General features: G+C 47.9%; 16 protein-coding genes. 11 read left to right on the plus strand and 5 right to left on the minus strand.

The genetic code is table 11. The annotated features are described in order from the left end of the window. Window positions 1-121: 121 nt before the first annotated feature. Window positions 122-850, minus strand: coding sequence for a PRC-barrel domain-containing protein (locus GmarT_RS07930; RefSeq protein WP_044239150.1), 729 nt, complete (start codon window positions 848-850; stop codon window positions 122-124). Window positions 851-1,435: 585 nt separating this feature from the next. Here GmarT_RS07930 and GmarT_RS07935 point away from each other — a divergent pair. From GmarT_RS07935 to GmarT_RS07970, 9 genes are all read left to right on the plus strand, one after another. After that, a complete protein-coding gene (locus GmarT_RS07935; RefSeq protein ID WP_002647860.1) occupies window positions 1,436-2,902 on the plus strand; it encodes a sigma-54-dependent transcriptional regulator in 1,467 nt (488 codons plus the stop codon). 383 nt (window positions 2,903-3,285) lie between these two features. Further along, window positions 3,286-3,417 carry a hypothetical protein gene (locus GmarT_RS30200; RefSeq protein WP_002647859.1) on the plus strand — a complete coding sequence of 44 codons (132 nt, stop codon included), beginning with the start codon at window positions 3,286-3,288 and terminating at the stop codon, window positions 3,415-3,417. Window positions 3,418-3,429: 12 nt separating this feature from the next. After that, complete coding sequence (locus GmarT_RS07940) at window positions 3,430-3,597, plus strand: DUF1328 domain-containing protein (protein WP_002647858.1); 168 nt, start codon at window positions 3,430-3,432, stop codon at window positions 3,595-3,597. A 130-nt stretch (window positions 3,598-3,727) separates the two neighbouring features. Next, the gene (locus GmarT_RS07945; protein ID WP_002647857.1) at window positions 3,728-4,024 is read left to right on the plus strand and encodes a hypothetical protein; all 297 of its coding nucleotides are present in this window, start codon (window positions 3,728-3,730) and stop codon (window positions 4,022-4,024) included. Between the two features lie 229 nt (window positions 4,025-4,253). Next, a complete protein-coding gene (locus GmarT_RS07950) occupies window positions 4,254-7,643 on the plus strand; it encodes a PAS domain S-box protein (RefSeq protein ID WP_002647856.1) in 3,390 nt (1,129 codons plus the stop codon). A gap of 488 nt (window positions 7,644-8,131) precedes the next feature. Continuing rightward, window positions 8,132-8,290 (plus strand): YqaE/Pmp3 family membrane protein, encoded by a 159-nt coding sequence (locus GmarT_RS07955; RefSeq protein ID WP_002647855.1) that lies wholly within the window; start codon window positions 8,132-8,134, stop codon window positions 8,288-8,290. Between the two features lie 52 nt (window positions 8,291-8,342). Beyond that, on the plus strand, window positions 8,343-9,101 hold the full coding sequence (locus tag GmarT_RS07960; RefSeq protein WP_002647854.1) for a TrkA C-terminal domain-containing protein: 759 nt from the start codon (window positions 8,343-8,345) through the stop codon (window positions 9,099-9,101). A gap of 736 nt (window positions 9,102-9,837) precedes the next feature. After that, the gene (locus tag GmarT_RS07965; RefSeq protein WP_002647852.1) at window positions 9,838-11,109 is read left to right on the plus strand and encodes a sodium-dependent bicarbonate transport family permease; all 1,272 of its coding nucleotides are present in this window, start codon (window positions 9,838-9,840) and stop codon (window positions 11,107-11,109) included. A gap of 271 nt (window positions 11,110-11,380) precedes the next feature. Further along, the gene (locus GmarT_RS07970; RefSeq protein ID WP_002647849.1) at window positions 11,381-11,692 is read left to right on the plus strand and encodes a P-II family nitrogen regulator; all 312 of its coding nucleotides are present in this window, start codon (window positions 11,381-11,383) and stop codon (window positions 11,690-11,692) included. A gap of 514 nt (window positions 11,693-12,206) precedes the next feature. Here GmarT_RS07970 and GmarT_RS07975 read toward each other — a convergent pair. Together GmarT_RS07975 and GmarT_RS07980 are read right to left on the minus strand one after the other, a co-directional pair. After that, window positions 12,207-12,908 (minus strand): class I SAM-dependent methyltransferase, encoded by a 702-nt coding sequence (locus GmarT_RS07975; RefSeq protein ID WP_002647846.1) that lies wholly within the window; start codon window positions 12,906-12,908, stop codon window positions 12,207-12,209. After that, window positions 12,908-13,366, minus strand: coding sequence for an Rrf2 family transcriptional regulator (locus GmarT_RS07980; RefSeq protein WP_044239106.1), 459 nt, complete (start codon window positions 13,364-13,366; stop codon window positions 12,908-12,910). Before GmarT_RS07980 ends, GmarT_RS07975 begins: the two co-directional genes overlap by 1 nt. Window positions 13,367-14,139: 773 nt before the next feature. On the opposite strand from GmarT_RS07980, the gene GmarT_RS07985 reads away from it, so the two are divergent. Continuing rightward, window positions 14,140-15,498: a two-component system sensor histidine kinase NtrB gene (locus GmarT_RS07985; protein WP_002647843.1), complete on the plus strand. Its 1,359-nt coding sequence runs from the start codon at window positions 14,140-14,142 to the stop codon at window positions 15,496-15,498. Then, entirely contained in the window at window positions 15,495-16,856 is a 1,362-nt protein-coding gene (locus GmarT_RS07990) for a sigma-54-dependent transcriptional regulator (protein WP_002647842.1), read from the plus strand. The genes GmarT_RS07985 and GmarT_RS07990 overlap by 4 nt, the downstream gene beginning before the upstream one ends. Window positions 16,857-16,904: 48 nt before the next feature. Here GmarT_RS07990 and GmarT_RS07995 read toward each other — a convergent pair whose 3' ends face one another. Together GmarT_RS07995 and GmarT_RS08000 are read right to left on the minus strand one after the other, a co-directional pair. Next, a complete protein-coding gene (locus GmarT_RS07995; RefSeq protein WP_002647841.1) occupies window positions 16,905-17,315 on the minus strand; it encodes a hypothetical protein in 411 nt (136 codons plus the stop codon). A gap of 333 nt (window positions 17,316-17,648) precedes the next feature. Then, a complete protein-coding gene (locus tag GmarT_RS08000) occupies window positions 17,649-19,103 on the minus strand; it encodes a DUF1501 domain-containing protein (RefSeq protein ID WP_002647840.1) in 1,455 nt (484 codons plus the stop codon). Window positions 19,104-19,143: the final 40 nt, after the last annotated feature.

Consider the following 19,143-nt stretch of genomic DNA (forward strand, 5'->3'; position numbering starts at 1 on the left):
GGTTTCCTTATTGCTAAAACTAACCTGGCTCGCTGTATGCGCACCGGGAGTCCGTTAAAAATCTCAAGTGAAATGGCTTCATCTATTCAGCCAGATTTGTCTTCATGGAATACCAGCTGCTCTACCAGTAAGTGGGACGTCCATAGAAATCATAGAGTTGTGTTTCGTAAGCGCGATTGACTGGAAGTCGTGGGTCGTACTCCGGAGCATTTTCAACCTGTGACCGTGTTAAATCTACATGCGCTTTTCGATCATCCCAGGTGAAATGTGTGACCCAGTCGAATGCGATGATCACTTTTTTTCCTGGCAGCCAGTTACGAGTATCGATCACGAGATAGCGTAAACTCCAACTTTCTGTATCCACGATAATGTCTTCCACATGTCCGAGCGTGTCTTCCATACATTGAATTTCGTAACCAGTGACTTCATTGGCGCTTCGTAGATGAGGATCACCGTTCCCGGCAGCCACTCGTTCTTTAAGTTCAACGGTAGCCGCAGGGCGATTCAATATTGGAGTGGGTGAACTTCCCCAGTAAACAGGCCAGTTATAGAAAGACGTTAATGCTGATTCGTACTGCCGGGAAACAGGCTGGTCTGTTTCCACTGACGGTGCTGCTTCAATATTGGCTTTGGAAAGTACTGTCGGTAGTTCAAAACTATCCAGGTCTGGTTGATCGATTGCTACGGGAGATACCAGGACCTGACGATCAGTAAGCCAGCTTCCCGTATCTACCACAAGATATCTCATGATATTGGTATCATCGTCAAACAATAAATCCTGAACAGTTCCACAATCCCCGTCGGTCGCCAGGACTTTGTAGCCTTTAAGTTCGTTCGTGCTTCGGTACATCTCTGTCTCCTTTCCTGGTTCTGTCTGAAGACGAAATGCAGATCGTGTGCCATTCCGTGGGAATTTCTTTGAGTCAGGAGGGATTTCATTGTAGACCATGCAGAAGGTTCTTTGTTTTACTGACGAAAATGCTGAATTCAGATTATTCTCAGAATTAATTTCTGGCTCAGTTAATTCATTTACTAAATAATGTGATCGACCGCTGAGAAACCGCGATGCTTGACCATCAGTCAGCACTTTGATGAAAGGCAGCCAGATTAATAAAAAAAGCCCTGCGGCGTACATGGTTAGTTCGCCGCAGGGCTGTCATAGGCCTGCTGATGACCATACTCCGGGAGCAGGTCATGGATGCTTAAAGTGTAACGCAGAGCTATACACAGTCAATCTATCACAAACCGGTTTTCGATTTAAATTCTTCATTTACAGACCAGGTTATCAGTTTTCGAGACGCTGAATCGTCCACAAGGAAAACGAATTGCCAGGGTTTTATTTTCTGACTCTTTGTAAAACAGAAATCAGATTGCTAGAATAGAAAAATTCTGTGAAAGAAATCCTTTCAAATATTGAATCAGTTTGGAATAAATTATGTCTCAGGCATTAGTGGTGGATGATGATCGCACGGTACTCGAGATGGTACGTCGATCGCTGGAAAAAATGAACGTCGATGTCATCACGGCTGGCACCGCTGACGAGGCGATGGATGCGATTCGGGAGAGTTCTCCTGAAGTTGTTCTACTGGATATTATGCTGCCTTCGGTATCCGGTTTAGACGTATTTCGCGAAATCCATAAACTTGATCGACGTTTACCAGTCGTGTTTATTACATCTTCCAGTGAAAGTAATGTTGCGATTGAAGCCATGCAACTGGGGGCCTTTGACTATCTTGCCAAGCCTCTGGATCTCCCTAAATTGAATCAGCTGGTCCAGAAGGCTATTGAGACACGTCGGCTGATGAATATCCCGGTTGCATTGCCGGTGGGTGATACTAAAGCCAGTAAAGGGGATCAGTTTGTAGGGCGTAGTCCACAAATGCTTGAAGTATTCAAGTCGATTGGGCGTGTCGCAGCGGAAAACGTCAATGTTCTTATTCGTGGAGAAAGTGGAACTGGGAAAGAACTTGTTGCCAGGGCAATTTATCAGCATAGTCCCCGCTCCAAAGACAGTTTCATGGCCGTCAACTGTGCTGCGCTCACGGAAACACTTCTGGAAAGCGAACTGTTTGGCTATGAAAAGGGAGCCTTTACAGGCGCAGACAGACAGCGAATCGGTAAATTTGAACAATGTAATGGGGGGACAATCTTCCTTGATGAAGTGGGAGATATGTCACAACTGACTCAGGGAAAGGTACTGCGTCTGTTGCAGGAACAGAGATTTGAACGGGTTGGCGGTAATAAAACGATTGAAACCGACGTCCGTATTATTGCAGCCACGAACCGCAATCTGGAAGAGATGGTTAAGGCGGGTTTATTCCGTGAAGATCTGTTCTACCGACTTAATGGAATGACAATTTCGCTGCCTCCTTTACGTGAACGGGGTGATGATATCGCATTGCTGGTCGAGCATTATCTGAATGAAGCATGTTTTGAAATGGGGCGTACAGAAACAGAAGGGGTCTCTTCAGAAGCTCTGGAGATGATGATTCAGTATCCCTGGCCTGGAAATGTCAGGGAACTTCAAAGCGTGGTTCGGCAGTCTCTGTTGAAGAGCACTTCTCCCATCATTGTTCCTTCCTTTCTACCAGATGAATTATCCAGACGGTTCAGCACGCAGGCGGTTCCATCAGAGCCTCAAGCTGATATCAATGGTGATGATTCGCCATTATCTGATTTACGTCTGTTCGTGGATCAGCGTCTTGCGGAACAATCTACAGATCTATACAGCGAAACACTGGAAGCGATGGAACGATATCTGTTGACTCGCGTTTTGAATGAAACGAGCGGTAATCAGACACGTGCTGCCGAAATTCTTGGAATCACTCGCGGCAAGATACGTGATCGCATTGCGCAGTTTGGTATCTCCCTTGAGAAAACCGTCAGTATAGATGAGAACTAGAGCGCGTCACATTTACACATAGCGTTTCCCGGTCTGCGATACTCGATCTGAATGGCCCTGGAGACGCTACGGTAAAACTGGACACAGTCTAGATCGCGTCACATCTTATCATAGCGTCACTTGCTCTATCAGCTCGCTCTAACTCGACCTGAAGCCGCTGGTGTAAAACTGCTCACAGCCTGGCGGTCGCTTAACGCCCAGGCGCGTCTCCCATCGAGCGATCAGCAATCGATTTTCCACTACCAAACAGTGAATTCAGAATCCTGTACGGATTTTATCAGTGCTCCAACATGCTTTTGTTTAATGGCTTACGTCGATTTGTCGTATTGTACTTTCAGCTTGGCACAGCGATTGCGAAGTCCTGTATTATCACAGCAATGTGAATGAAATTGAAACAAGCAAATCGAATGAACCAGGGGCATACCTGGTCGGCTGGCAAATTTGAACCTCAATCCAACCAGCCGGATCGGGCTTTAGAACCTGGTTTCGCAGGAGTTTACAATCCCACAAATTGAAAGGGTATCACCATGTTGAGTTGGGCATTAATGTTTTTAGTAATTGCACTGGTAGCGGGTCTGTTTGGTTTTGGTCTGGTCGGCGGCATGGCCTATGGCGCAGCAAAGATCTGCTTTTTTATCTTTCTCGTATTAGCTGTCATCAGTCTGCTGACAGGTAAGAGAGTTCCCACAGAATAAGTATTTGAAGAAAGCGATATACGCTTGATTCGAAACTGCTGAGACGACTGGCCGATGGCATTCAAAAGAGTGCCATCGGCTTGGTCTGTCATGTGCTTGCGGTCGTTGTTCAACATACTGGAGAAATCAGATGCAAAACGTAATCATCATCGTTCTGATCATAGTAGCGGTTGTCGCCATGGTGGTGGGAGGTTGGATTTCGTTTGCTGACCTGGATGACAGCGCAACTATGACAATCCATAAAAACGAAGTTAAAAAAGATACGGAACAAGCAGTAAGAAAAGGAGAGGAACTCGTTGAGGATGCAGCGAGAGAAGGAAGAAAGCTGATGAACCAGACAGAAGATGCGATCGATTCTGAAGAGTCAGTCGAGGAAGAATCAGATATCAATCGTAATCAAACAGAGGCTTTAGACACTCCCAGGTAAATAGACGAGTGGAATAAATTAAAAGCCACGATATTTAATGCTGGAACCGCTCAGCACAATCAAGATACCATTATCACAATCCCCCTCAACTGAATCCCTGCTCTCTACAGGTTGTCATGGAAATAATAATTCCATTCTGTTAAATTGGTGTCATATCCGCTTCAGTAAATACCCTCATCAGTAAATTCACAAGAATTCTAATCTTTTTTCCAGTCGGGCATGAAAACGCATGGGACTTTCCTCAAAGCCAGAATTCCCGAAGAATGCTTTATGGGCTTCCGATGGCCGATTACAGACAATTGTTGATTCCGCAATGGATGCGGTTATCACCATGGATATAGATGGTGATGTCGTTGACTGGAATCGGCGGGCCGAAGAAATATTTGGCTGGTCTCGAGATGAAGCAATCGGAAGCGCGGTCGCGGAATTAATCATCCCTCCTCAATATCTCGCCCAGCATCAGGATGGACTTCGGCAGTTTAAATCTACCGGGGAAGGGCGGTTGATTAATAATAAAATGGAATTGACAGCGCTCCGCCGGAACGGTCATGAATTCCCGGTTGAAATGATCATCACACAAATTGAATGGCATGGTCAGGTTATTTTCAATGCTTTTGTAAGAGATGTTTCTGACAGAAAAGAAGCGGAGCAGCTTATTGCCCGTGAGAAACTTGAGGCGGCCCTGTTACAACAGGCGAGTTTTTCCTCATCGACAAGCGACGCTCTCGAAGATGCGTTAAGAATTTGTGTTGCCAACCTGGGAGATATTTCAGGTTGGCCCATTGGTCATGCTTACCTGCGTCACCAGGGAGGAAATCGTCTTGTCTCGTCACGAATCTGGCATCTGGCAAATCGAGACCATTTTCTGGACTTACGGGATGAATCAGAGAAGCAGTCGTTTGTGCGTGGAGAAGATCTGCCAGGATATGTCTGGAGTCGCGGTGAACCTGTCTGGGTGACAGACTTTGAAAATGAAGAAATCATTACTCAAAAGCGAGACTTTGCCGCACTGGGTGTTCGGTCAGCTTTTGCATTTCCAGTAAAACTCGATGGCGATGTGATCGCCGTGGTCGAGTTCTTTAATACCAGGCTCATTTCTCCGGATCTGAATCTACTGGCATTATCTCGCGGGGTCAGTAATCTGATCAGACATGTCATTGAAAGGGTTCAGTGGCAGGAAGAACGTACCAGGCTGGCCGCCATTGTTGATTCTTCAGGGGATGCCATTATTGGAAAAGCACCCGATGGCACAATCACCTCCTGGAATAATGGAGCCGAAGTTATATATGGTTGGCTGGAAGAAGAAGTTATCGGTGAGACCGTATCAATTCTGCTGCCTCCCGGAATGGCTCGTGAAGAGTCTGAAATACTGGAAGCGATGAAAACGGGACGCAGGCTGGATCAGTTTCAGACGAGACGCATGCGGAAAGATGGAACCATTATCGATGTGGCTATTACCGTTTCCCCTATACGTGGAATGGATCAACAGGTCGTAGGGTCATCGAGTATCGAGAGAGATATCACTGCCAGGCGCCGTCGTGAAGAGGAACTGAGTAAAGCCAAGGATGAAGCTGAACAGGCAACACGCGCGCAGGGCGAATTTCTGGCCAATGTCAGCCATGAACTCCGCACACCCATGAATGCGATCCTGGGGATGCTTGAATTGACTTTGCAGGAAAACCTGACACCGCTTAAACGGGATTATTTGCAGACAGCAAAAGATTCAGCAGACTCACTGCTTCTGCTTGTGAATGATATTCTGGATTTTTCGCGATTGGAGGCTGGGCATTTTGAACTGGAACCTGTTCCATTCAGCTTACGGGTCATGATTGACGAAGCAGTGAAAACGCTTTCGCTGCGTGCCTGTGAGAAAGGGTTGGAATTAATCTGCCGCATTGATAAACGGGTACCGTCTCAGGTACTGGGTGACCCGGTCCGCCTGCGTCAGATTCTGACCAATCTGGCCGGGAATGCGATCAAATTCACAGAACAGGGAGAAGTGGTTGTTGATGTCAAACTGATTGAGCCTGCAGGTGAAATCCCGCTTCCCAGACTTCAACCGGGAGAAAAGGCTCTGCTGGAATTCAGCGTGTCTGATACGGGTATTGGAATCGCGGTGGAAGATCAGAAACGAATTTTTGCTCCTTTTGCACAGGCGGATGCATCGACAACGCGACATTATTCTGGAACAGGCCTGGGGCTGGCGATCTGTCACGAACTGATCGGCTTAATGGATGGAGAAATGTACTTAACCAGTGAACCGGGAGAAGGGAGCTGCTTCTCTTTCCAGGTGATTTTACCGGTGGCAGAACCGGAAGAATCAGTCCAGGGAAACGAAAAAGCTTCAGTGTCTGAGTTACGTGATCTTCCGGTACTGGTGGTAGATGATAATCAGACGAATCGTGTCATTTTAGAAGAAATGCTGACCAACTGGTCCATGTCTCCGACACCCGTTGACTCTGCGCGGGAAGCATTAGACCAACTCTCTGCACTCAGCGAGAAAGAGAAATCTTATCCACTGGTGATTGTGGATGCCCTGATGCCGGAAACAGATGGTTTTATGCTGCTGGAACAGGCGCGGGAAGAAGGACTGCTTGATTCAGCGACCATTCTGATGCTGTCTTCTGCCGATCACCAGATTTTCAGTGAACGATGCCAGGGCCTGGATATTTCCGCATTTCTGGAAAAACCGGTGTCACAATCAGATCTGCTGGATGCCATCATGACCGCCTTGAAGGGGCCTCAACTGGAAAGTTCCAGCGTGTCCCAGATCAGAGAATCAAAACAGACTTTGCGAGTACTGGTGGCAGAAGATACTCCAGCAAACCAGAAAGTGATTAACGCGATCCTCAAGAAACGGGGGCATCAGTGTGTGATCGCCGATAATGGTCGTGAAGCGGTTGATTGTCTGCGAAATGAGTCATTTGATGTGGTATTGATGGACGTGCAGATGCCAACGATGGATGGTTTGCAGGCAACAGCCATGATTCGTGAGAACGAATATGGTTCTGGTGTGCACACTCCCATTATTGCAATGACAGCCTATGCGATGCGCGGGGATCGCGATAAATGTATAGCGGCTGGCATGGATAGCTATATTTCTAAACCCATAGATGCCAAAAAACTGATCTTGATACTGGAGCGACTGGCAATGCGTCATCAGAAGACCAATTTACCCGAGAATAGTCTTGCGAGTTCAAAAGTCTCTCTTGAGGAGTCAGAACAAGAACTGTTGCAGGAGCCTTCCCCATCTAAACCGCCCACAGTAGATTCCAGGCCCGTAATTGACATGCGGGCCGCCCTCAAACGAGTCGGTGATGATATGACAATCCTCAACGATATGGTCAATTTCTTTTTCGAAGACGCCCCCGGGCTACTGAAAGAAATCAATCAACAGGCAGTGGCAGGTGATGCGGAAGAACTGACGCGTGCAGCACACAGTTTGAAAGGACTATGTGCTAACTTTAATGCCTATCCAGCCGTGGAAGTGGCGAAAACGATCGAGGAATATGGACGCCAGGGAAAGCTTCTGGAAGTACCTGCTGTGATTCCCGTTCTTGAGTCGGAATTCACACGGCTCAATAGCGAGCTCTCCGCATGGAAATCTGAGAATTCCTGATTTGCACAATAAATGGTTCCTATCAGCAAGTCAGTAAATACCTCACCCGAGTCGTTCTGAACTGATGGCTCTGCATTCAAGCCGGTCGCGCTGCTGCCAGGAACATGCTCCATTAATGGATTCCTCTACCGCTTAAACCTTATAATACCCCTGTTTTTAACGTTTATATAGTTTATGTTCACGTTGCTGGGGGATTGGTATGGGATGTGCTTCTTAATCCACTAAATCACTTTGAAAATTTGATCCGGAATCAAACCAGGTTCGTTGTCAGAGTGTGTGGAGTTTTACTATAGCGGCTCCGAGACCTTCTGGGCCGAGTCGAATAGATTGACAGACACGATAGTAAAATGCGATGCACCCTGGAACCAATGTGAAATCTGACTCCGTTTCAAGGGGCACTACAACAGATTGCTTTAAGCAATTCAGAAAGGAAACAGGCGATGTCAACTCACTACCCTCAACACGCTCAACCACAATCTTCTACTTTCATGGATGTGGTCAGGATTATCCTGGCAATCATTTTGCCGCCAGTGGGAGTTTTAATGCAAGTCGGACTGGGAATGCATTTCTGGCTGAATATTGTCTTGACTCTGTGTGGTTACATTCCCGGGCTTGTGCATGCAGTCTGGGTCATAGCGAAAAAATAATGAATCGCAGCAAGTTCAACTATTTTAAACATTGCATTGAATAGAAAAAACCATGTTTGCGATCATTTCACTGATAGTGATTATTGTCGTATCAATCATTGTGGTTCGAGTGGCAACAGTCGCATTAACGTTGACAGGGCTTTCCACTCCACTGGCACGATTTCAGGCACGCTCTGCATTTACCAGTACCGGATTCACCACAAGTGAGACGGAAAAAGTGATGCGTCACCCTGTTCGTCGTCGGATCATCATGGCACTGATGATTCTCGGTAATGCGGGAATCGTAACGGCAATTTCTTCTCTCATTATTTCCTTTGTCGGTGCAGATTCCAGTACAGGCCTCTGGTTACGCATTGCACTTCTCGCTGCTGGCTTGTCATTACTCTGGATGCTTGCTTACAGTGAATGGATTGATCATCGTATCTCCCGGGTGATTCAGAATGCGCTCCAGCGCTGGACTGATCTTGAAATTCGAGATTACGCAGGACTGCTCCATCTGACGGGCGACTACCTCGTGGTGGAACTGAATGTGAACCCCGACGGCTGGCTTGCCGATAAAAAACTGACTGAGCTGAAATTGGATTCAGAAGGGATCCTGGTGCTGGGGATTGAAAAACCGGACACAAGCTATGTCGGGGCTCCCAGGGGAGGGACACGTCTGGAAGTGAACGATCGCGTCCTGCTTTATGGCAAGGCCAGTGTCTTGAAAAATCTCGATGAGCGACGTTCTGGAGCTGCCGGGAACTGGGAACACCATAAAGCAGTCGACGAACAGCAACGCAGCGAACAGGAACAGGTGACCCAGATCTAGAACGCGTCACGTTAAATCATAGCGTCCCCGTCTATGATACTCGATCCAAATGGCCCTGGAGACGCTACGGTAAAACTGGACACAGTCTAAAACACCATTTCAGCTATCTATCGGTGAAAATCTCTCACTGAATCATCGCCTGCCCACGCTGTATCACTCCGGTACCGTCTGGCTCCGCGCCCCCATATCAGAACACATCACCACGTACCGCCAGCTTTTTCTGTCCATCTCAATCGGACGCAGAGCAGGAAGTTTTGTATCAACTTCTGAAAATCAGTGCTGAAATTTCAGCAGGATAAAGTCTACCAGATTCTATCGAATCGCCTGGTAATGAATTTTCTGAAGTGACCTCAGCAGAAATTGAGTCACCAGCCGGTAATGATGGTTGAACTCGGTACGAACAGCACGCACCTGGTTTTTCACTTGACGGGTCTGCATTGTCTTGCATTTGAGGTGCAATATCTTGCATGTTTTATCTGGCGGTATAGGAATGGATTCCAGTCTTTTGAGCTTCGAACAGACACGCATATAAAAATTTCAAATGTAAATGCCCTACATTTCAAGGCATATCACTCGTTTGGAGCCTGCATAATCAATTGATTGGATTTACCGGTATGCTGATTGCTACAAGCAAACCTGTTCAATTCATGTTCGCAATATTGAGTGAACTTCTAAGTGATCAATCCCCTGATCGGAAATCGTACCGATCGCACCTGCCAAGTTGAGGAGCACTGGTTTGTTTGAAGAATTCATTCATAATTTTGCTCACAACCTTTTTAAACCGCTTCTACTGTTTTTCTATATGGGTTTTTTGATACCTGTTTTGAAGGTGCCGTTTGAATTTCCAAAAGCCGTGTACCAGGGGCTGACTCTGTACCTGCTGGTTGCTATTGGCTGGCACGGGGGGGAAGAACTGGCTTCGCTGTCTTTAGCCGAGTTTGGTCAGGCGCTGGGTTTCATGGCGATCGGATTCATCACAAACCTGAGTATTGGTGCTATAGCTTATTTTATTTTGCAACGTACGACGAAATTGCGTCAGGTTGATGCGGCTACTGTCGCCGGGTTTTACGGGTCAGACTCTGCTGGTACTTTTGTGACCTGTCTGGGTGTGATTACTGCGGCCAATATCGCTTACGCTGCTTATATGCCAGTGATGCTAGCTGTTATGGAAATCCCGGGATGTCTGGTTGCCCTTTATCTCGTATCGCGTTTACGCCAGCAAGGTATGGACCCCCAGGGGAATATGCCTCATGAATCCGGCTATCAACCTGCCGTCCATTCTGCGTTAGCGATGGAAGGAGCAGACGGTGGTGGAGAAATTACAGTCGATGAAGACGGCGAACCGTTAACTCGATATGAGGGAAGTCGCATGCATGGCCATTCTATGGCGGCTGTTGCTGAGAGAACACAAACAGTGACTGCCACAAAGCAGGAACTGGCAGTTGAACTGGATGGGGAAACGGAAAAACAACCCGTTTTCAGTAAAGAGCTTCTGCATGAAGTTTTTCTGAATCCCGGTCTTTACCTGCTGTTTGGCGGGATTATTATCGGATTTCTGGGGAGACTGCAGGGTGAGGCGGTCACACGGGCAGACGATACTTTGTTTGTTAATATTTTTCACGGTATGTTGTGTCTGTTCCTGCTGGAAATGGGAATTACAGCCTGCCGTCGTTTGCAAGACCTGAAGACCGCTGGCTGGCGATTCATCATGTTTGGTGTCCTTGCTCCAAACGTCTTTGCAATAATTGGAATTCTGGTGGCCCATGGCTACAGTATCGTTCTGGGGCAACCGTTTGACCTGGGGACTTATGCACTCTTTGCCGTTTTGTGTGGAGCAGCATCCTATATCGCTGTACCAGCTGTGCAGAGACTTGCCATCCCCGAAGCCAGTCCCACTCTGCCTCTGGCAGCATCGTTGGGGCTCACGTTTACTTACAACGTTACCATCGGTATTCCCGTCTACATGTTGGTTGCACAGGTGGTTATGAAAAACTTTCCAGTGGCATGACTCTGGAAAAGATGACAACAATGAGCGCAGCCCGATTTGCAGGTAAGGGGCTGAATCAGAAGACAGAGGAAGTGTGAGAGAGGCTTTCCGGTAGAAATGAATCCACTGCAGACACTCCCATAAAAAAATCGAGTAGAGAGATATCAGCAAACTTCACCAGTGAATGAGTGGGTTGGAAAGCGGTGCTTCTCCATTGCATTCAGTTTGACAATCCACTCATTCATTTTAAACATACATCGCGGATTCACTTACGTTCACAGGAATTAGTGACATGACAGCGACGATAGAGTTGGCAAAAGTGATTGTGATTACCGAAGCCCATTATGAACAGGAAATGTTAACCAGTTTTCAAAAGCTGGGTATCAAAGGTTTCACGTGTATGAACTGCTGGGGGCAGGGACATCACCAGGTTTATGATGAACCATTTATGGATCATTCGCAGACCAGGATCGAAATGATTACGACAGATGAAATTGCAGATTCCATTGTCGACTTTTGTCGTCAGCCACGTTTTGAAACACATGCGATTACTGTTTATCTTGAGTCCGTTCGTGTTCGTGATCCTGACAAATTTATTACCTGAGAAAAAGGGAATCATCTTGTGATCAAAACGGTTCCAGAAAATGGTCGTCTGAAAGCGTGCTTGATCATCAGTATGAAGAGTCGTGTTCCGTCGTGCTGGTTTCCTGAGTTTTATCAGTTGCGCATGACCAATGCCCATGCGAGTGGGAGGTTCAGTTTTTTTCTCGACATGAGTTAACGTAGTTTGCCAGTCACCTTCATGTGCTTACTTTGGCGGGTAGCTAGCATGATGGGTGGCTGGCAACTGCGTGATTTCTGTCAATGCCTCTGAGCTTCACGACGGGCACGTTTCTCTTTTCTCAACAACAGTCATGTCGGTATTGGAATGGATCTTTTCCCCTGTTACTGCTTTGACAGGAGATCAACTTTCGACTGTTTCGAGTTGTATTGCAGCGTCTCCGGGGCCAGTGGGACCGGGTATAATAGATCGAAAGACGCTATCGTTAAATATGATGTATTCCAGAACTCAGATTCAAACTGCTGAACTCGTTGTAGAGGTGCCTGGCTGAATTGCATCAGGCATATGCCACCCAGCCACGAAATGTGAATCCTGCATAAAACAGGTTGATGTTCGAAAATCCCGCTTCATGCAAGATCGCTTCGTCATGCTCGGGAGTGAGAATATTTAAACGTGATTCCATTGTGGCCCGGGCAGTATCCGCGTTCCGGGGGGCAACTCCGGAACTGACCGCAAAGGCTGCATAGCGCGACAACCAGTGAGCCCGTGCTTTTGCATCTTCATAATCAGGAATACTCATGTGAACTACCACAAAAGGCGATCCGGGGCGCAGCCGGCGGCGAATTTCAACTGCCATACGTTGCCGCTTTTTCCGTTCTACAAAGTGCATCGTTAAAAGGCAGGTTGCTGCATCAAACGGTCCGTCCGGAGCCATGTCCACTTCCCCCGGATACAAGCGGACACGCGACAAGAGCGGTCCCAAAGTCTGCTCGGCAAGTCGGATCATTTCAGCAGACGGGTCAACCCCGTCGAAGGTCCAACCCGGGTGTGCCTGCGCGAATGTTTGTAACTCCAATCCACCTCCTGCTCCAACGACGAGCACCCGACCTTTCTGCGGAACACATTCAGAAAGGATGAGAGTCGTCATGCGCTGCATGTCAGCAAACCCGGGCACAATGCGCGGCGGCCCCTCTTTATATCGTGCTACACTTTGAGGATCAGAGAACGGGTCTGGTGGGGCAGAGGAGTGCTGATCCATCAAGAGGCTCCATAACATTGCGAGTTATTTCCACGAGCTGTGGCATTTGCGTGACACTCTGCGATCAACATCGCCAGCGTGATTTCACCAAAACGGGAAAGCAGTAGTTCCTCTGCTTCGTTGAAGGTCTGCTGGAGAGTAGAGTTCACGGCTTGTTCTACCAGGCATCCTGGCGATTCCGTTCGATTGCTTATGGCAAGTAGAGACGGGCTCCCGAGCGCTGCGTAGATATCCTGCAATGTCACAGTCGAGGGATCACACGCCAGCGTCCAACCGCCGCCATGTCCCTTTTCTGATTTTACATATCCCTGCTTCCTGAGGCCTGCCATGGTTTGTCGGATGACTACCGGATTAGTGACCATCATTTCGGACAGGTCTTTTGATGTGACAGGGCCTGGATGCTCGGCCATGTGAAGCAGAATGTGAAGAATCCCAGATAATTTGCTGTTTTGTGTCATGTAATATAAAGTATTACATGACCGTGGCGCAGTCAAGCACGAATGCATGGCAATCAGGCTGACCTGTCTGGCTCCGATCTCTCACACAGGAAAGCTTACAAGGATGAATATTCGTTTCATTAAGGGCAGTTCGTGGACAATGGATGCAGCCGATCAGAAGACAATGGATCAGAAAATTGTCTTAAAGACTGTGGCAAGTTTTACGCAGCGTCTCCAGGTTCATGTGAATCGAGTTTAATAGATCGCCAGACGACAGGACCAAATGTGATCCGCTCCAGTACATGTTGTGATACACTGGATCTTCATCGATAGTTGATTTGTAACAAGGGGAGACTGATTCATGAACATGTCCACGGTACAATTAATGCTTGCTTACCTGTTCGTGAGATCCAGGTTTCCTTTTCAGGTCTCAAATGAAACGTGTTTGAATACAGTTGCTGGTCTGAAAGCTGGCAGGAGTCTCTCTTCTTCAAGCTCTTTTCATAAATCTGTAGAAAGGATGATCCTCTTTCTTATTGTGGATAAAACTCTCTGTCAGTCCACTCCAGATTGATGATATGTGCAAACTGCTGCATATTGTCTGCAAGATTCTGCAGATGGGGTAAGCAAAAGCACGGGCTTCAACTCATTGAGAAATTACAATTACCGACTAAAATATTTTGTGTACAAAAGAGTTTAGAATGATCTGTTCCAGCAGGATGGCTGTTCGGGGATGTTATTGCGAACACTCATCTCTGCAGGGAGAGAAATGTATGGCGGGCGGGATCCTATAGATGTTTCATGTCTACAAGACGCGAGTCAGTCGCGGATTTCAACTGGCAATCGGTGGTCTGGCTCTCCTGAGTCTCACAGGACTGATAGTGACTCTTTGGATTCTCGCGGATTTCCAACGTGAACAGGAAATAGTAGCGCGGATTATACGAGATCTGCCTGACAGTGATCTGGCTGTCGCGAGGGAACTGGCGGGGGAATTACGATTTCAGTCACAGTTATCAATCCTGCTGGTATTGAATCTCTGTGTTACCGCAGTTGCTCTGGCTTTGCTGGTTCGCGCCTATTTAAATAGTGAACGTTCTTTACGTGAGGTCAAAGTTCTGGCAAGTGATGTGCTGGCCAGCATGGATCAGGGAGTCCTGACGACAGATCGAGAGGAAGTCATCACCAGTATCAATCCGCGCGGAATGGAATTACTCGGCCTGCATGGGAATGTTATTGATCAGCCTTTATCTGTCGTTGGCATAGAACACACCCTGCTGTCGGTGATCTGCAGTCATGTCAATGCGCATCATTCCCCTGTCAGAGACTGTGATTATACGATTACAACACAGGGACATGAACAGACTCTCCGGGCAGGGTGCAGTTTACTGAGGAATGAGCAACAGGAAGAACTGGGGACCGTGCTCCACGTTCGCGATGTGACAGAGCGCGCTTTGATGGAACAGAGACTGCGCAGAATGGAACGATATGCAGGTCTGGGGTCACTCGCTACGGGGTTGCAACACGAAATTAAAAATCCACTGAGTGCTCTCTCTCTGCATGTTCAACTATTGGATGAAGCTCTCATGGGGCAGACGACCAGCGAAGATGTCAATGAAATGCTGGGGGTAATTCATACTGAAATTATCCGCCTGACAGCCGTTCTGGAGGGATTTCGCGACTATGCCTCCATGTCTGAGCCAGGCCGTACGGACGTTGATCTGGGAACCTTAATCAAAAAGTTAGCGCGGTTTATTCGACCTCAGGCAGAACAGCAGCACGTCAAAGTGGAGGTAAATCTTGCAGAAGAAAACCTCCCTGCCATAAAAGCAGATTCTGTTCACATGGATCAGGTGCTCCTGAATCTGGCATTGAATGCACTGCAGGCCATGCCTGAGGGGGGGATTCTTTCAATTGGTTTACAGCAGGAAGGGGAATGGCTGCGTATAAAGGTGTCCGATAGCGGTAAGGGAATTCCAGCCGAGTACCGTGATCGCATCTTTGATCCTTATTTTACAACCCGTAATGACGGAACCGGCATGGGACTTGCTCTATGTGAAAAGATTGTAAGACAGCATGATGGTACCATTGATTTGAAGACGGGTGCTGGTGGAACTGCTTTTTCAGTACTATTGCCAATAAACGAGAAACCATGAATTCTGATGGATTTGGAATACTGATCATCGATGATGAACCCAACATTCGTTCGGGGCTGGCAAAAGGTTTAGCGCGCGAAGCCGATGTGTTAGAGACGGCACAAGATGCAGAACAAGGGCTTGCTAAATTCCGAGAAGGTTTTTTTCAGTTGGTCATTGCCGATGTTCGCTTGCCGGGAAAAATGGACGGGCTCGAATTAATTGATCAGATTCTACACATCCGTCCGCAGACAACAACGATCCTCATAACGGCCCATGGAACCGTGGAAACAGCGGTGAAATCCATGCGCCTGGGGGCATTTGATTTTATCACCAAGCCTCTGGATCTGGACCTGATTCGACATCAGGTTCGCAAAGCGCGAGAGCATCATCGTTTACAGATTGAGAATCTTGAATTAAGAAATCGCCTGGTTAATGCCGGTGAAGTTTCCGGTATCATTGGAAACTGTGCCGCGATGAATGATGTGTTTCAGCAGATACGTCAGGTGGCAGCGACCGATGCGACGATTCTGATTCAGGGGGAAAGTGGCACCGGGAAAGAACTGGTTGCCCGTGCCGTGCATGATTTAAGTAATCGTTGCAGCGGTCCCTTTATTGCCGTGAACCTCGGTGCCATGCCCGAAACGCTTCTTGAAAGTGAATTATTCGGACATGAAAAAGGGTCGTTCAGCGGTGCAACCCGACAGAAGCCGGGCTGCTTCGAGCAGGCCCAGGGAGGATCCCTGTTTCTGGACGAAGTGACAGAGATGCCAGCCAAAAGCCAGGTCGATTTACTCCGCGTCCTGGAAACGCAGCAGTTCATGCGAGTGGGAGGAGAAGAAGTATTTATCAGTGACGCCCGGATTATCTCTGCGACCAATAAATCGGTTGAGCCACTGATTGAGGACGGCTCCTTTCGTGAGGATCTGTTTTATCGACTGAATGTAATCCCGATTCAGATACCGGCGCTCCGCGAACGTAAAGATGATATTCCCCTGTTGATCGAACATTTCCTGACGCACTTCTGCCAGAGGCATAACCGGCCCTTAAAACAGGTTTCTCCCGAGGCAATGCAGAAGTTTGCCAGAGCACGCTGGCCTGGAAATGTTCGGCAGCTTCGCAATGTCATTGAACGACTGGTGGTGACTCTGCCGGGGGAAGTGATTCACGCGACAGATATACCCGTTGAACTGAATCCCGAAATGTCGGCCACATCAGTTCCTGTAAAAACGCTGGTAGAAGTGACCGAAGCGGCAGAGCAGACAGCAATTACTGCGGCACTCGCTTCATGTGATTATCATCGTGAAAAAACGGCTAAACTGTTAGGGGTCAGTGTTCGCACACTACACTATAAGATGAGCCGCTACGGTTTGCATTGAACGGCGGCTGCTGTTCTGTGCTGATCATCTTACTTCTGACCCGGTACTTCACATCTCCGACTCACGAATTGATTCCATGGAAGCCTGTCTGACTGGTACGGAAATATCAACAAACCAGTCTTGATGATCATCTAAATGATCTTTGTCTGCTTTGGAAAGAATATTCTGTTCCCGGTCCGCTTTCATTTGCGCCAGAATCTCACACAATTCGTCTACCCGGGCTACCAGCTCCGGGTCGGATTGCCAGTTTAACTCACTGGTGGCATCTATTAATTCCTGGGTGACGGGGTGGTTTTTAAATATGGTGCATTGATACGTCAGCGGTCTTCCTGATGTATCCACATTAATCAGGTGATTACAGAGCAGCAGAGAACCTGAAAAAAACGCAACCAGCACAATACACAAGACAGCGGGGCTGAGCAGCAGATAATTCAACCACGAAGTAACACGTTTAAACATGGTGCCTCCTGTCGGTTTCGAATCAATTGTTTTTGAAACTGCCTGCTTTTTGTTGTGACACGAATTTTGGTTTTTCAATTTCCCGAAATGGGAGTTTTTACATGAATCATCGACGATTGTCCTGACTCTGAAAGAATCAGGAAGAGAGGGTTTTATCTGATCCTAACGTTTTGGATTAGGAATGCTAATTAATTGTGAAAATATTTCCTTATTTGTTGTAAGGCGACATTTGGTCTCAATTTGAAAGGTGGGGAATGACTCCGGCTGAGATGATATAAGCCCGGATTCGGTCTTAGCGCTCGGCCAGGGGCTGTTGGGGCTGCGAAGATTAATTTAAGCCAGTATCCCCTGTATGATCTGAGGATTGTTACCTACTCCGGTCAGACGCTCTTTCAGTCCATTGCGTTCAATAAACAGTTCTTCGTGGTTTAACCCCAGTAAATGCAGCATGGTGGTATGCCAGTCAGGAACACTGATGCGGTTTTCGACCGCAGCGAAGCCGAGTTCGTCTGTGGCGCCCCAGACCAGCCCTTTTTTCACGCCGCCACCAGCCATCCAGGTGCACAAGGCATTCTTGTTATGATCGCGACCTGATTTGCTGGCATCTTTATTCGCTGCCAGTTGGGCAATAGGTAAACGCCCCATTTCGCCACCCCACATTACCAGAGTGTCATCCAGTAAACCGCGTTGTTTCAGGTCTTGAAGTAATGCCGCCACTGGTTGATCCGTCCGCTGGCAGGCTTTTTTCAAGTTAGAAGCGATCGAACTGTGTGTATCCCAGATCTGGCTGTTGATGAATAGTTGGACAAACCTCACACCCCGCTCAACCAGACGACGTGCAATCAGGCAGCGGCGACCATAAGATTCTGTCACAGGCTGGTCGATACCATACTGTTGCTGAGTCTTCTGGGTCTCCTGTGTCAGATCAAGGGCATCGGATGCCGCGATTTGCATCCGGGCGGCCAGAGCGTAAGAGGAAATCCGCGCTTCCAGTTGATGATGGTGTGTCCGTTTTCGCTGATGAATTCGATCCAGGCGGGTAATCAGATCGCGTTCCAGTTGTGTGACTGTAGAAGGTTGTTCGTAATCGGGTTTGAGGTTCAGCACGGGCGAACCGGTGGCGCGAAAGCGTGTGCCCTGATGTTGTGCCGGCAGAAATCCTGCCTGCCAGTTTTCAATCCCGTTTACGGGAAGACCACGTGGATCATCCAGTACGACATAGGTGGGTAGATTCTGGTTTTCGCTTCCCAGTCCATAGGAAACCCAGGCGCCCAGGGAAGGGTGCCCTGTGAATTCACTGCCTGATTGGATTTTATAGAGCGCCGGTTCATGGGTTAAATTGGTCGTATACATCGATCGGATCATGGTGATTTCATCGACCTGCTCCGCCAGGTGAGGCATGATATCCGAGACCCACATCCCTGATTCGCCATGCTGTGCGAACTTGAAGGGGCTGCGCATGATCGCACCCGCCTGGGCAGGAAACTCGACTTCGCCGGCAATCTTTTGAAAGTAATCCTGGCCATGGTGTTTGTCCAGATAAGGCTTGGGATCAAACAGGTCCATCTGGCTGGGACCGCCGTTCATGAATAAATGAATGACCGATTTGGCGCGCGGCTGATGATGAGGGCCGAACTGGGGAGTCTGGTGAGCCGGCTTCGGTTTTTCCTCAGCGTACAGATCCTGTTTCAATAACCAGGTCAGGGCGGCTCCCTGCAACCCCGTGGAGACCTGCTGAAAAAAACTGCGGCGAGGAATTAGATTCTGGACAGAGCTTTCAGGATTCATACAACATTACTTTCTGCTGCAGTAATATGGATCAACAGAT

It is taken from the genome of Gimesia maris, from assembly GCF_008298035.1.
Taxonomy (GTDB): Bacteria; Planctomycetota; Planctomycetia; order Planctomycetales; family Planctomycetaceae; genus Gimesia; species Gimesia maris.

Bases quoted from the DNA above. Each gene is read 5' to 3' on its own strand.
- GmarT_RS07935 (WP_002647860.1), top strand. From the start codon at position 1,436: ATGTCTCAGGCATTAGTGGTGGATGATGATCGCACGGTACTCGAGATG.
- GmarT_RS07990 (WP_002647842.1), top strand. From the start codon at position 15,495: ATGAATTCTGATGGATTTGGAATACTGATCATCGATGATGAACCCAAC.
- GmarT_RS07975 (WP_002647846.1), bottom strand. From the start codon at position 12,908: ATGGATCAGCACTCCTCTGCCCCACCAGACCCGTTCTCTGATCCTCAA.
- GmarT_RS07940 (WP_002647858.1), top strand. From the start codon at position 3,430: ATGTTGAGTTGGGCATTAATGTTTTTAGTAATTGCACTGGTAGCGGGT.
- GmarT_RS07950 (WP_002647856.1), top strand. From the start codon at position 4,254: ATGGGACTTTCCTCAAAGCCAGAATTCCCGAAGAATGCTTTATGGGCT.
- GmarT_RS07945 (WP_002647857.1), top strand. From the start codon at position 3,728: ATGCAAAACGTAATCATCATCGTTCTGATCATAGTAGCGGTTGTCGCC.
- GmarT_RS08000 (WP_002647840.1), bottom strand. From the start codon at position 19,103: ATGAATCCTGAAAGCTCTGTCCAGAATCTAATTCCTCGCCGCAGTTTT.
- GmarT_RS30200 (WP_002647859.1), top strand. From the start codon at position 3,286: ATGAAATTGAAACAAGCAAATCGAATGAACCAGGGGCATACCTGGTCG.
- GmarT_RS07995 (WP_002647841.1), bottom strand. From the start codon at position 17,315: ATGTTTAAACGTGTTACTTCGTGGTTGAATTATCTGCTGCTCAGCCCC.
- GmarT_RS07955 (WP_002647855.1), top strand. From the start codon at position 8,132: ATGGATGTGGTCAGGATTATCCTGGCAATCATTTTGCCGCCAGTGGGA.
- GmarT_RS07960 (WP_002647854.1), top strand. From the start codon at position 8,343: ATGTTTGCGATCATTTCACTGATAGTGATTATTGTCGTATCAATCATT.
- GmarT_RS07985 (WP_002647843.1), top strand. From the start codon at position 14,140: ATGTTTCATGTCTACAAGACGCGAGTCAGTCGCGGATTTCAACTGGCA.
- GmarT_RS07980 (WP_044239106.1), bottom strand. From the start codon at position 13,366: ATGACACAAAACAGCAAATTATCTGGGATTCTTCACATTCTGCTTCAC.
- GmarT_RS07930 (WP_044239150.1), bottom strand. From the start codon at position 850: ATGTACCGAAGCACGAACGAACTTAAAGGCTACAAAGTCCTGGCGACC.
- GmarT_RS07970 (WP_002647849.1), top strand. From the start codon at position 11,381: ATGACAGCGACGATAGAGTTGGCAAAAGTGATTGTGATTACCGAAGCC.